The sequence below is a fragment of the Vibrio sp. 10N.222.47.A9 genome (assembly GCF_963872585.1).
In the GTDB taxonomy this organism is placed as follows: Bacteria; Pseudomonadota; Gammaproteobacteria; order Enterobacterales; family Vibrionaceae; genus Vibrio; species Vibrio splendidus.
This window is the reverse complement of the sequence record NZ_CAWNBB010000040.1, coordinates 26,426-40,489: the sequence shown is the minus strand read 5'-3', so window position 1 is coordinate 40,489 and position 14,064 is coordinate 26,426. Positions and strand designations below refer to the sequence as shown.

The 14,064-nt window shown below is 43.3% G+C and carries 8 protein-coding genes; all 8 read left to right on the top strand.

Features of this window, described 5'->3' with window-relative positions; all coding sequences use genetic code 11:
• The first annotated feature begins 54 nt into the window (after nucleotides 1-54).
• Entirely contained in the window at nucleotides 55-4,896 is a 4,842-nt protein-coding gene (locus AACT19_RS12000) for an NAD-glutamate dehydrogenase (RefSeq protein ID WP_076646455.1), read from the top strand.
• A gap of 389 nt (nucleotides 4,897-5,285) precedes the next feature.
• Nucleotides 5,286-6,296: a quinone-dependent dihydroorotate dehydrogenase gene (gene pyrD / locus AACT19_RS11995; RefSeq protein ID WP_065608083.1), complete on the top strand. Its 1,011-nt coding sequence runs from the start codon at nucleotides 5,286-5,288 to the stop codon at nucleotides 6,294-6,296.
• A 205-nt stretch (nucleotides 6,297-6,501) separates the two neighbouring features.
• Nucleotides 6,502-7,050: a cell division protein ZapC gene (locus AACT19_RS11990; RefSeq protein ID WP_004733648.1), complete on the top strand. Its 549-nt coding sequence runs from the start codon at nucleotides 6,502-6,504 to the stop codon at nucleotides 7,048-7,050.
• Between the two features lie 547 nt (nucleotides 7,051-7,597).
• A complete protein-coding gene (rlmKL, locus tag AACT19_RS11985) occupies nucleotides 7,598-9,718 on the top strand; it encodes a bifunctional 23S rRNA (guanine(2069)-N(7))-methyltransferase RlmK/23S rRNA (guanine(2445)-N(2))-methyltransferase RlmL (protein WP_065608081.1) in 2,121 nt (706 codons plus the stop codon).
• Nucleotides 9,719-9,743: 25 nt separating this feature from the next.
• Nucleotides 9,744-10,004, top strand: coding sequence for a glutaredoxin family protein (locus tag AACT19_RS11980; RefSeq protein WP_017077217.1), 261 nt, complete (start codon nucleotides 9,744-9,746; stop codon nucleotides 10,002-10,004).
• Nucleotides 9,982-11,898, top strand: coding sequence for an ABC transporter ATP-binding protein (locus tag AACT19_RS11975; RefSeq protein WP_017088511.1), 1,917 nt, complete (start codon nucleotides 9,982-9,984; stop codon nucleotides 11,896-11,898). Before AACT19_RS11980 ends, AACT19_RS11975 begins: the two co-directional genes overlap by 23 nt.
• A gap of 9 nt (nucleotides 11,899-11,907) precedes the next feature.
• Nucleotides 11,908-13,644, top strand: coding sequence for a DUF3466 family protein (locus AACT19_RS11970; protein WP_017091492.1), 1,737 nt, complete (start codon nucleotides 11,908-11,910; stop codon nucleotides 13,642-13,644).
• A 160-nt stretch (nucleotides 13,645-13,804) separates the two neighbouring features.
• Nucleotides 13,805-13,978 carry a ribosome modulation factor gene (gene rmf, locus AACT19_RS11965; protein ID WP_017074275.1) on the top strand — a complete coding sequence of 58 codons (174 nt, stop codon included), beginning with the start codon at nucleotides 13,805-13,807 and terminating at the stop codon, nucleotides 13,976-13,978.
• Nucleotides 13,979-14,064 lie beyond the last annotated feature (86 nt).

The window sequence follows — 14,064 nt, the reverse complement described above, 5'->3', positions numbered from 1 at the left end:
CAGCTTAAGTAAGCCCCTAATAATAAAATATAATTCTAATTGTGGAGTGTGACTATGACCGCACGTGAAACTGTGGTTCCAGTTTTACTTGAAAAAGTGTACAAACTGATTCAAGACAAACTTGACCTTGCTCATCGACCTCTCGTAACTCAACTTGCTCAACACTTGTTTAGTAACGTTTCTCACGACGACCTAACTCAGAGAAACGAATCCGATTTATACGGTGCTGTAGTTAGCTTATGGCATCACATCAATGAAAAGAAAGCCGACGAAATTTCTGTCCGTGTTTTTAACCCGACAGTAAGTCGCCAAGGCTGGCAATCTACTCACACTATCGTTGAGATAGTGGTACCAGATAGCCCATTCCTCGTTGATTCTGTAAAAATGGCATTAACTCGCCTCGACCTCTCTTCTCACCTTATGCTTCACAACCCAACACAAATCTCACGTTCTGATAAGGGAAGTGTTGTTGGTGTAAGCAACAATGAAGGTGCTTTCCAATCGCTTTTCCATATTGAGGTTGACCGTCTTAGCAGCAAAGCTGAAATGACCGCGCTCAAAACGGAACTACTGGATATCTTTACCGATACTGGTCTTGTGGTTAATGACTGGCTACAAATGGTAGAACGACTTGAAGAAGTCACCAATCAAGTTGAACAGCAAAAAGAGACGATTCCAGTCGATGGCCAGCGCTTTGATGAAACTCTGGCTTTCCTTCGTTGGTTAGGCGAGCACAACTTTACGTTTATGGGCTACAAGGAATATGACCTTGTTTCTGTAAATGGCGACACGGAACTACAACCTACCAAGGAGCAAGGCCTTGGTTTGTTCGCAAATTCAGATCGTGTACGCAACGTTAAGCTGTCTGAGTTTTCAGACTCGGCACGCTTAGAAGCGAAAAAGCCGTATGTATTGATCGTAACCAAGGGCAACACGGCTTCACGTATTCACCGCCCAGCTTACAATGATTACATCGGTATCAAAAAGTTTGATAAAAACGGCAAGGTCATTGGTGAGCACCGCTTTACGGGTCTTTACACTTCTGCCGTTTATAACCAAACCGTTGAAACCATTCCTCTAGTTCGCGAGAAAGTTGAGCGTATCTTAGATGCAAGTGGTTACCGCAAGGGTTCATACTCTTATAAAGCACTGCACAATATTCTAGAAAACTATCCGCGTGATGAACTGCTTCAAGCTCGAGAAGAAGAGCTACTTGAAGTGGGTACGGGCGTTGTACAAATGCAGGATCGCGATCTTCTGCGTTTGTTCGTTCGCAAAGACCCGTTTGGCCGTTTCTTCAGCTGTATGGTTTACGTAACAAAAGATCGTTACAACACCGAGCTTCGTCGTCAAACCCAGCGCATCTTGAAGCAATACTTTGGCTGCGAAGAAGAAGTTGAATTCACGACGTACTTCTCTGAAAGCCCACTGGCAAGAACGCACTATATTGTTCGTGTTGATAACAACAACATGGATGTGGACGTGAAAACAATTGAGCAAAATTTAATGGAAGTATCGTCTACGTGGGATGACCGCCTGTCTGAATCAATCGTTGCTAACTTCGGTGAGAGCAAAGGTCTTCCGTTATCGAAAGAGTACATGCGTGCATTCCCACGTTCGTACAAAGAAGACATGATGCCTGGTTCTGCTGTTGCGGATATCGAGCGTCTAGAAGCACTAAGTGAAGACAACAAACTGGGCATGCTTTTCTACCGACCTCAAGAAGAGGCGGCAGACTCTAAAGCTGTTCGTTTGAAATTGTTCTACCACAGTGATGAGCCGATTCACTTGTCTGATGTTATGCCAATGCTTGAAAACTTTGGCCTGCGCGTTATTGGTGAATCACCTTATGAAGTGCGCAAGACCAATGGGGTGACTTATTGGATCCTTGATTTCTCAATGCTGCATAAGAGTGACAAGACGATTGATCTTCGTGAAGCTCGCGATCTATTCCAACAAGCTTTTGCTGCGATTTGGGCGGGTGAGTTAGACAGCGATGGTTTCAATCGCTTGGTGTTGGGTGCGGGTCTTTCTGGCCGTGAAATCTCAATCTTACGTGCATATGCTCGTTACATGCGCCAAGTTGGTTTCCCATTCAGTCAACAATACATCGAAGACACATTGTCTCATTATCCAGATCTAGCAAAAGGGCTAGTGAGCTTATTCGGCAAGCGTTTTGATCCTAAATTGAAGGGCAGCGCGAAAGGCCAACAAGATCTTATTAAGAAGATCACTGAACAGCTGGATCATGTAGAAAGCTTGGATGATGATCGTATCATTCGTCGCTACATGGAAATGATCACAGCAACGCTTCGTACTAACTACTATCAGTTAGACGACAACAAACAATCTAAACCTTGGTTGGCTCTGAAAATGAGACCAAGCGAGATTCCAGATATCCCAGCGCCGGTTCCTGCGTTTGAGATCTTCGTTTACGCACCTGATATTGAAGGTGTGCATCTACGTGGCGGTAAAGTCGCTCGTGGTGGTTTACGTTGGTCAGATCGTCAAGAGGATTTCCGTACTGAGATTCTAGGCCTAGTTAAAGCACAACAAGTTAAGAACACAGTAATTGTACCGGTTGGTGCAAAAGGTGGTTTCGTTTGTAAGCGTCAGCACATGATGTCTGGCCGTGATGAAATTTTTGCTGAAGGTCAACGTTGTTACAAACGCTTCATCCGTGCGCTACTAGACGTATCAGACAATATTATTGAAGGCGAGGTTATCCCACCGAAGAGTGTTGTTCGTCACGATGAAGATGATCCGTACTTGGTTGTTGCTGCCGATAAAGGTACAGCAACGTTCTCAGATCTAGCAAACTCAGTATCTGATGAATACAACTTCTGGTTAGGCGATGCATTTGCCTCTGGTGGTTCTAACGGTTACGACCATAAAGCGATGGGTATCACGGCGAAAGGTGGTTGGGAATCTGTTAAACGTCACTTCCGTGAAATGGGCATCAACTGTCAAACAACGGATTTCACTGCTATCGGTGTAGGTGATATGGCGGGCGATGTGTTTGGTAACGGCATGCTGTTGTCTAAGCATATTCGTATGCAAGCTGCGTTTAACCACATGCATATCTTCATCGACCCGAATCCAGAATCAGCATCAAGCTGGGTAGAGCGTGAGCGCTTGTTTAATCTACCTCGATCAAGCTGGGAAGATTACAACAAAGACCTTATCTCTCAAGGTGGTGGCATCTTCTCTCGTCGAGCGAAGTCGATTCCTTTGACGCCTGAAATTCAGAAAATGCTGGGTACCAAGAAAGCATCAATGGCACCGAATGACTTGATCAAAGCGATCTTGTCTATGCAGGTTGATCTTCTTTGGAATGGCGGTATCGGTACATACGTTAAGTCTTCAAACGAGACTCATACTGATGTGGGTGACCGTGCAAATGACGTGCTTCGTATTGATGGCCGTGACCTGAAAGCTAAGGTTGTTGGTGAAGGCGGTAACTTGGGTATGACTCAATTGGGTCGTATTGAATACGCGCTTACGGGTGGCCGCGTTAATACTGACTTCGTTGATAACGTTGGCGGTGTTGACTGCTCAGATAATGAAGTAAACATTAAGATCTTCTTGAATGGTTTGGTGTCTAATGGTGATCTAACCGTTAAGCAACGTAACCAAGTGCTTGAATCGATGGAAGATGAAGTGGGCGAAATCGTATTAGACGACGCATATTGCCAAGCTGAGTCTATTTCGGTTACTGAGCATCAAGGTGTTGGCTTAGTCAAAGAGCAAATCCGCTTTATTCATACAATGGAAAAAGCAGGGTACTTGGATCGTGGTTTGGAATACATCCCAGATGACGAAACACTGCTTGAGCGTGAAAAGCAGGGCCAAGGCCTAACAAGACCAGAGCTTTCTGTACTTGTCGCTTACGGAAAAATGGTGCTTAAAGAAGATCTTGTTAGTGATGATATCGCTAATGATGAATTCCATGCTCAACAGCTTATGCAATACTTCCCAACAGCGTTACGTCGTAACTACTCTCAGCACATGGATAATCATCCACTACGTTCTGAAATCATTGCGACGGCACTGGCTAACCAAATGGTTAACGAGATGGGTTGTAACTTCGTCACTCGTCTGCAAGAAGAGACGGGCGCAAATATCGTTGATATTGCCAATGCTTACGCGGCATCACGTGAAATCTACGGTCTTGGCAAAGTTCTGAAGAGCATCCGTGAACTGGACAATGTTTCAAGTTCTGAAGCTCAATATGAATTGATCTACCATGTTCGCCGTACACTTCGTCGCTTGGCTCGTTGGTTGTTAAGAAACCGTACCGGTAAACAGTCGGTGAAAGCACTGATTGAACTTTACCAAGGTGATGTTCTTACTATCACAGAGAAACTGGATGAAAACCTAGTGGCTTCTGAAGTAGAAGAGCATAACGCAATGGCACAGCTATGGATTGACCAAGGTGTAAACGCTGAGTTGGCTAATTCAGTCGCGCGTTTGTCTAGCTTGTACTCAGCACTGGATATATCCACAGTGGCGCGTGAAACAGGTAAAACAGTACAACAAGCGTCTAAGCTTTACTTCAATCTTGGTGATCGCTTGTCTTTGCACTGGTTCTTGAAGCAAATCAATGGCCAAGCAGTAGACAACAACTGGCAAGCGCTGGCACGTGCAGCATTCAGAGAAGATCTGGATTGGCAGCAACGTCAGCTAACTGGCCAAGTACTTAACTGCGGTTGTGCTTCAGATATTGATGTGATTAAAGCGCTTGATGATTGGATGGAAAGCAATTCGGTTTCTCTACATCGTTGGGAAAGCATCTTGAACGAATTCAAAGTAGGTTCGGTTCATGAGTTTGCTAAGTTCTCAGTAGCACTACGTGAATTGATGCTATTGAATCTAAACTGCATGTCGACAGACTAGCGATTAGATAAAAACGAAAATAAACAAGGGCAGGCCATTAGGTCTGCCTTTTTCGTTTGGCCGAACAGTGTTATTTGGCAGAAAAGTGTTATTTGACAGAACAGTGCTATTTGGCTGAATAGTGAATGACGTGTCCGATTATTTCATTGAGTCACTTATGCTTGGTCAAGTTAGCTTATCCCAGGTCGAGTTAATCTATGCTCGTTACACGAATGATAGTCAAATGGACTATTCGCCGGAGGATACGGTAACGTTTGCTTAATAATAAACCTCATTCGTTAGCAAACTCGATTATCTTACCCTTACAGACAGTAATAGATTGAATAGTTGGGTAAATAAGTAAATAATATCGCCCCGTTTACACGGCGCTTTTTTCTATCGGAGGCACAATGCTTTACCGTCTAGCCAGAACTGGCTTTTTCCAACTTGATGCCGAAAAGGCTCATGATCTTGCAATTCAAAATTTCAAACGCTTCACTGGCACACCTATTGATCTTTTGTATCGCCAACAATTACCTCACCGACCTGTAGAGTGCATGGGTCTTACTTTTAAAAACCCAGTTGGCCTTGCTGCCGGCCTAGACAAAAACGGCGAATGTATTGATGCATTTGGCGCAATGGGTTTTGGTTTTGTAGAAGTAGGGACTGTTACTCCTCGTCCACAAGCAGGTAATGATAAACCACGTTTGTTCCGTCTTGTTGAAGCCGAAGGTATTATCAATCGTATGGGTTTTAACAACCTAGGCGTAGATAACCTAATTGAGAATGTTAAGAAGTCGAACTATGACGGCATCTTAGGTATCAATATTGGTAAGAACAAAGACACGCCAATTGAAAAGGGCGCAGAAGATTACATTATCTGTATGGAGAAGGTTTACCAATACGCGGGTTACATTGCGGTAAATATCTCTTCACCAAATACTCCAGGACTTCGTTCGCTACAATATGGTGAAGCACTTGATGATCTGTTGTCTGAACTAAAAACCAAGCAATCTGAATTAGAAGCGAAGCATGGCAAATATGTCCCGCTTGCTCTTAAGATCGCTCCGGATCTAAGTGATGACGAAATCAGCCAGATTTGCGAATCATTGATCAAAAATAAGATCGATGGTGTGATCGCAACTAACACGACATTGGATCGCAGTATCGTTGAAGGCATGAAGCATTGCGATGAAGCGGGTGGCCTAAGCGGGCGTCCAGTTCAATCTCGCAGTACTGAAGTTGTTCGCAAACTTCACGAAGAGCTGGGTGACCAACTACCGATCATCGGGGTAGGTGGCGTTGACTCTTACGTTGCTGCAAAAGAGAAAATGATGGCAGGCGCGAAGCTTGTACAAGTTTACTCTGGTTTCATCTACAAAGGTCCAAGACTTGTAGGCGACATCGTCAAAAATCTATAGTTCGCAAAAACGATCTTAGTCCAAAGACTACAATCCGGCATCGTCTTACTAAAAGAGACACTGTAACTCACTGAGTTGTAGAGAAAAGCGATAAGAAAGAGGAATTCATTTCCTCTTTTTTTTTGCCTATCGCACAGTAAAATTACTGTAATTGAAGGTAATTTTGCGTTTTACCTAATGGAATGGTTCAACAGTGTGAGACGAAATGATGCTTAAACCTAGCGATACATGGAGTTGGTATTACGATGAGCAGCAATGTTCATTGATGCTAAACCTCGGAGAGGATATGATTTTTAAAACGAATCTGGTCCGCAATAAGCTGGTGGACTGCGCTTTTAAAGATAATGAATTCACTGTTGATGATGCATCTTCCTACCAAACCTTCAAAGAACAAATTTCTGGCTTAGAACTGTCTGAGCCACGACAAGCAGAGCTTGCACTTTATTGTGTGGCTGCAAAGCGTTTCCATAAGCCTGTACAGCCTAAAAGCTGGTTCTTCGACTCACAAGGCGCTGGCCATGAATATCCTCAAGAAGGGGATATTGTACAAATGAATAACGAGCATAGTCTTGGTTACTTCATTGTATTAGAAGTAGGTGAGTGTGCGAGCTTATGTGCATTTGTAGACTTAGAAGAGTTCCTCTTAACGCCTTCAAAAGGGTTACGCTTTGGAGACTCGATTAAAGTCATGCACGATAGAATGACTGATGCAAATGCCATCCTTCATCAAACGCATATTGCGATGGTGGGTTAACCTCTAATCTCTAATCTAGAGCATCACTAGAGCATTATTTCGACCAACCATCGCTACGAATAAACTAGTAATACCTTCCCCATAATCGGCTTAATAGCCGATTTTTTTGTGCCTAAAAAAGCCTATCTCAATAAATACGACGTAGTTCATTCATTTGAATGACGTTGTTCACTTATTTAATTTGTAAAAAACGTATCTTTTTTAACCTCAATTTCGACCGATTCTCTCATTATCGATAGCGGGTTTCCTCTGTTTATTCCCTGTTTGGGGTCTTTTGTTGTTAAATTTCAACCTAAATTTCAATCTGGTATATACCAACTTAAGGGTGAATATAAATGCACTTAATGATTTGAGCCTATCGATGAGTGTTATTTCTGTGAGATTGAGAGTTGTTGTGTTGTAAGGGAGTGCGGGTAAGCGATCGCTTCATGACTGACCATTTGCTAAGCAGTTAGTCGAAAGATTCAATGAAAAGACGAGTTTAGTGTGATGCTCTGGTAACAAATTCAGGTATAATCGAGCTCATTTTTATCAATAAAAGAACACTATGAATCAATATCTAGCGGTTACCTCAAATGGCCTTGAGAATTTATTAGTTGAAGAACTAACCCAACTAGGGATTACAAACGCAAAACCTGTTCAAGCAGGTGTTAAATTCAAAGCCACCAATGAGCAAATTTATCGTTGTTGTTTGTGGAGCCGTTTGGCTTCTCGATTTGTACGTGTCCTTTCAGAATTCACTTGTATGGATGACATGGATCTTTACCTATCGACCACTGCGGTTAACTGGGTAAATCAATTCCATAGCACTAAGCGTTTCGTTGTTGACTTCAATGGTACGAACAACGAAATCCGTAATAGCCAATACGGTGCGATGAAAGTAAAAGATGCCGTTGTAGATTGCTTCGAGAAGAAGTCTTTACCGCGCCCATCTATTAGCAAAGAAAATCCAGATATTCGTATTCACGTTCGTCTACATCGCGACAAAGCGATACTTGGTGTGGATATGGTAGGCAGTGGCCTTCATCAACGTGGCTACCGTCCAGAATCAGGTCGCGCACCACTGCGTGAAACTCTTGCTGCAGCGATTCTTCTTCGTAGTGGTTGGGATGCAACGAAACCTTTCCTTGACCCTATGTGTGGTTCAGGCACGTTAGTGATTGAAGCGGCGATGATGGCTGCAAACATGGCACCTGGTGTGAAACGTCAGAAATGGTGTTTTGAATCACTAGAAGATTTCGAACCTGAGCTTTGGGCTGAAGTTAAAGCTGAAGCTAACGTTCAAGGCCGTCGTGGCGTTAAGAAAGTAGAATGTAAGTTCTTCGGTTACGATAATGACGAACGCATGATCAAAACGGCGCGTGACAATGCACGTCGCGCTGGCGTTGAAGAGTTGATTGAATTCGAAGTAGGTGACGCAGCAAAGCTTAAGCGTCCTACAGAGTTTACTGATGGTGTGATTGTGTCTAACCCGCCTTACGGTGAGCGTTTAGGTACAGAACCGGGCTTGATTGCACTCTACACAGCATTTGGTGCTCAACTGAAGGCTGAGTTTGGCGGTTGCAACGCTTCTATCTTCTCAAGTTCTGATGAATTACTTAGCTGCTTGCGTATGCGTGCAGACAAACAGTTCAAACTGAATAACGGTGCGTTACCGTGTCACCAGAAGAACTACTCAATTTCAGACCGTCCTATGTCTGAGCGTCCTACTGGCGAGCAAGAGCAGCTGATTGCTCCTGATTTCGCGAACCGTCTTAAAAAGAACATCGGCAAAATCGGTAAGTGGGCTAAGAAAGAGCAATTAGACTGCTACCGTATCTACGATGCTGACTTACCAGAATACAATGTTGCGATTGACGTATATCCGGGTCACCTTGTGATTCAAGAATACGCAGCACCTAAAGATGTGCCGGAAGACAAAGCTAAGCGTCGCTTAACCGATATCATCCGTGCGTCTATTCAAGTGACAGGCGTTGAAGCAAACAACGTCGTGCTTAAGGTTCGTCAGAAGCAGAAAGGTCGTTCTCAATACCAGAAGATGGCTCAAGACTCTTCTAACCTAGAAGTAAACGAATACGGCGTTAAGCTGATTGTTAACCTTCATGACTACTTAGATACAGGCTTGTTCTTAGATCATAAGATTACTCGCCGTCGTATTGGTGAGATGGCTAGTGGTAAAGACTTCTTGAACCTGTTTGCTTACACAGGCAGTGCTTCTGTTCATGCTGCAGTCGGTGGCGCTCGCTCTACAACGACTGTTGATATGTCGAACACGTATCTTGAGTGGGCAAAAGAGAACATGGAACTGAACGGCCGTGTTGGTCGTCAACATCAATTTGTTCAAGCTGACTGCTTACAATGGTTGGCGAAAGAGCAAGGATCTTACGATTTGATCTTTATTGATCCACCAACATTCTCAAACTCTAAGCGTATGGATCAATCTTTTGATGTTCAGCGTGATCACATCCAATTGATGGAAGACCTAAAGCGTCTTCTAAGAGAAGAAGGCACGATTGTGTTCTCTAACAATAAGCGTCATTTCAAGATGGATATGGAAGGTCTGGAAGAGCTGGGTCTTAAAGCTCAGAATATCTCGTCTAAGACGTTGCCTCTGGATTTCTCTCGCAACAAGCACATTCATAACTGCTGGTTGATTACTCATAAGTAATTAAGAGATTGTATAAGGACATATAGTGCTGACTCTCTACAGTACAGAAGGGTGCCATCTATGTGAGATGGCATTCAAACTCACGGAACAGCTGAATATTAGTCATCAGATCAATGTGGTGGATATCGCATTGGATGATGAGCTCTTCTCCCGTTACGGGGTCACTATTCCGGTACTCAAATTTGAAAGCTCTGACTTGTCTAAACACTCAGAGCTTAACTGGCCTTTTGGCTTGTTAGAACTTAACGATTGGTTAAAGAAGAATGGCATTACTTACAATTCATAATGGGCAATTAGCGTTTGGTGATCACCCATTATTAGATGGTGCGGATTTCGCACTGCAAGAAAACGAACGTGTGTGTTTGGTTGGCCGTAATGGTGCAGGTAAATCAACGTTGATGAAGATCTTGTCTGGCAACATCATCATGGATGACGGAAAGATGCAGATCACACAAGATGTGGTTGTATCTCGTCTAGAGCAAGATCCACCGCGTAATGAACAAGGTTCTGTTTACGAATACGTCTCGGGTGGTTTAGCTGAGGTAGGTGAGCTGCTTAAGGAATACCACAACTTACTTGATGTGATTGCAGAAGATCCTAGCGAAAAGAATTTAAATCGCCTTACTCGCGTTCAAGAAAAATTGGATCATGCCAATGCTTGGCGTTTTGAAGATCGTGTAAGTAATGTTCTTGCTGCACTTAAACTAACAGCAAATACTAAACTGACGGAACTGTCAGGTGGTTGGCAACGTAAAGCCGCACTTGCACGTGCGCTTGTATGTGACCCTGACGTATTACTGCTTGATGAGCCTACCAACCACTTAGACGTAGCAACGATCGAATGGTTAGAAGCTTTCCTAAAAGACTTCCGTGGTTCAATCATTTTTATCTCGCATGACCGTGCTTTCATTAAATCAATGGCAACACGCATTGTCGACCTTGACCGTGGCAAGCTAAGTTCTTTCCCTGGTGACTACGACAACTACTTGCTAGAGAAAGAGGAAGCGCTACGTGTTGAAGAGATGCAAAACGCAGAATTTGACAAAAAGCTAGCGCAAGAAGAAGTTTGGATTCGTCAAGGCATCAAAGCGCGTCGTACGCGTAATGAAGGCCGTGTTCGTGCTCTTAAAAAGCTTCGTGAAGAGCGCCAAGATCGTCGTGAAGTACAGGGTAAAGCGAACATCCAAATCGATACGTCTGCACGTTCAGGTAAAATCGTATTTGAAGCAGAGAACCTTAACTTTGCATTTGAAGGCAAAGAGATCGTTACAGACTTTAGCTTCAACATCATGCGTGGCGACCGTATCGCACTTATCGGGCCAAATGGCTGTGGCAAGAGTACGGTTCTTAAACTGCTTCTTGATCAACTTAAACCTGATTCAGGTCGTTTGCATTGTGGTACTAAACTGGAAGTGGCTTACTTCGACCAATACCGTGAAATTCTAGACCCTGAGAAGTCGGTGATTGATAACCTGGCTGATGGTAAGCAAGAAGTAACCGTAGGCGGGCGTGAGCGCCATGCACTGAGCTACTTACAAGATTTCTTGTTCTCTCCTAAACGTGCTCGTACCCCTGTTAAAGCACTGTCTGGTGGCGAGAAAAACCGATTGTTATTAGCTCGTATTTTCCTTAAATCGAATAACTTGTTGATTCTCGATGAACCTACCAATGATTTAGATATCGAAACATTGGAACTTTTAGAAGATTTGCTTGCCAACTATGAGGGTACGTTGCTTCTCGTGAGCCACGATCGTCAATTCGTTGATAATACGGTAATGACGAGTTGGATATTTGAAGGTAACGGTGTAGTTGAAGAGTTTGTTGGTGGTTACCATGATGCTCAGAAGCAAAGAGCACAAGCACTTGAGTATCGTCAGGTTGAAAAGCCAGCAAAGACTGAAAAAGTTGTTGAGGAAACTCCCAAAACTGCGCCAGTTAAAACTAAACCTAAGAAGTTATCGTATAAGCTACAACGAGAACTAGAAGCGCTACCAATGCGTTTAGAAGAATTGGAAACTCAAATTGAAACTCTTCAGGAAGAAGTCAACGATCCAAGCTTCTTTTCAAAATCTGTAGAGCAGACACAACCAGTATTAGATAAGCTATCTGCAGTAGAGCAGGAGCTTGAAGTTGCTTTTGAGCGCTGGGAAGAGCTCGAGGCACTACAACAGGAAAGTTAAGAAGTAATAATGACTTGTACTAAATTTAAATTAACAACAGTTGCAGCCCTAGTTTTGGCTGCAACTAATGCCAACGCTGCGCTTTACAAGGTAGTTGAAGTAACGCCTTCTATTACTGGTGCATCTGAAATATTTGGTGTTGCGATTCAGCCTGGTAAAGCTGTAAACGTCAACGCAGTATTGCCAACATTACCTGATGATGAGTTACCTCTAGGTTGCTTTGATTCTAATGCAACTAATTGTGCGGATAGTACATTTAAACTTGCTGGCGAAACTCGCGATACTCTTGAAGCTGTTAGTTATCGTGAAGAAGTTCCTTTCGCAATGGATGCTCCATTTCAATACATCCAAGATCGCGATGATTTCGAAAACTATTGTAAACTTGAGCTGCAATACTCTACGTGTGAAAGTTGGGCAGAAAACCGCTGGAATGATACCTGGAGCAAGGAAAAAAACGACCTAAGTTATGTAAATGCAAAAGCATTTGTTGAGGGTGGGGCTACATTTGAGAACCGCAATACGGTCATTAACTATTTAGATGATAAGGCTAAACCATTAGGTGTTAAGTCTGATGGTAACATCCGTAGTAATGCGATGTTCACAACGACAATTGGGCCTACAGGTACCTCAGAAACTCGTGCATGGAAAGCTATAACAGCAAGTAACGGTACTGTTTATAACGTAGGTAGTGTATCTACGAAAGGCCCTAAAACAGACACTTCAGATACAACGTTTAGTTCAAAAGCAGCAATCTGGGATGGAACTAATACAGAAGAAATTGATTGGGTCAGAGGTGGCAACGCCCAACAAGGTGATTACTTTGCCCAAGGCAGCATGCGTTCAATTACTGAGTCGGGTACTAAGTTTTATGGCGTAGGCTACAATACTGTTGATGGTAGTGGCGATCTGCAAGATATGAATGCATCTGTATTCATCAGTAAATCTCTGGACTTAGCTGACAGCGCGAATATTTGGACGACCAAATCAATTGAGGGGGCTAAGGTCAACTCTAACTCGTCTAACGATTACAAATACAGTAACTCTGTTGCGACCGATATTAACGACAACTTGTTTGTTGTTGGTAACTCTAAGCGTAATGGTCGAGTTCCTGAAAATGGTAGCGCAGGTAATAAGATTTTCGTTGTAACTGATGCATCAGCATCTACTCCTATTGCAACATACTTGTCTGGTGGCATCTTCTTTGGTGGTTCGAGCGGTGAAGCCAAAGCCGTCAACAACTTCAATGAGTTTGTCGGCCAAATAGACGCGGAAACGACTCGTGAAGTAGGTGGTAGTGAGCGTAGACACCGTGGTTTTATTTATCCTTATAATGTTGCTTCATCGAAAGATGAGCGTCGTGTAGACGTTTTTAACGGCCAAGCTTGGTGGTTAGATGACCTAACAAATGATGGTAACGCTTCTGGAGAAAACAACAAGTTCCGAATTATTGATGCTTCTGATATCAATGATGCAGGTGTGATCTCAGCAACAGCTATCAAGTGTACCGTTGGTGGAACAACACAAGCATATGATACAACGTCACATAACTCGTATTGTGGCGGCGCTGCATCTAACGCGGTAGAAGAGGTTGTAGCTGTTAAGCTGATTCCAATTGCCGGTGCTACTAAAGCTGATATTCAAACTCGTAGCGCTGATACGGAGAAAGTTGATCGCCAAGGCGGTAGCCTAGGTTGGTTAGGTTTGACTGTGCTTGGCCTGTTAGGGTTCCGTAGAAAATTTAAATAATTTTATCTCTTGAGCCCGAGTTCACAATTCTGAACTCGGGCTTTTTTTCGCCTTGAGAAAAGTGCAAAAGTGGTCGATTCTTAAAGTTGGAGTCAACAAAATTCCACGAAGTTGTAATCATTGTATGTTAGTAAACGAACACCCGTATGAGGACTGCACTATGAAGAGACAAAAGCGTGATCGCCTAGAACGAGCACAATCTCAAGGTTACAAAGCTGGTTTAAACGGCAGGTCACAAGAAGCTTGCCCATACAGCCAAATGGATTCTAAATCGTATTGGTTAGGCGGTTGGCGTGATGCCAAAGATGATAAGCATTCAGGTCTCTATAAGTAGATAGGGCGAACATATTCAAAGGTCAAGGCTCCATGTTGTATAACAGCTAGAGCCTTGTTAGTTTCTGAGAACCATACAAGGTCTTA

Bases quoted from the DNA above. Each gene is read 5' to 3' on its own strand.
- rlmKL (WP_065608081.1), top strand. From the start codon at position 7,598: ATGAATCAATATCTAGCGGTTACCTCAAATGGCCTTGAGAATTTATTA.
- AACT19_RS11990 (WP_004733648.1), top strand. From the start codon at position 6,502: ATGATGCTTAAACCTAGCGATACATGGAGTTGGTATTACGATGAGCAG.
- rmf (WP_017074275.1), top strand. From the start codon at position 13,805: ATGAAGAGACAAAAGCGTGATCGCCTAGAACGAGCACAATCTCAAGGT.
- AACT19_RS11975 (WP_017088511.1), top strand. From the start codon at position 9,982: ATGGCATTACTTACAATTCATAATGGGCAATTAGCGTTTGGTGATCAC.
- AACT19_RS11970 (WP_017091492.1), top strand. From the start codon at position 11,908: ATGACTTGTACTAAATTTAAATTAACAACAGTTGCAGCCCTAGTTTTG.
- AACT19_RS12000 (WP_076646455.1), top strand. From the start codon at position 55: ATGACCGCACGTGAAACTGTGGTTCCAGTTTTACTTGAAAAAGTGTAC.
- pyrD (WP_065608083.1), top strand. From the start codon at position 5,286: ATGCTTTACCGTCTAGCCAGAACTGGCTTTTTCCAACTTGATGCCGAA.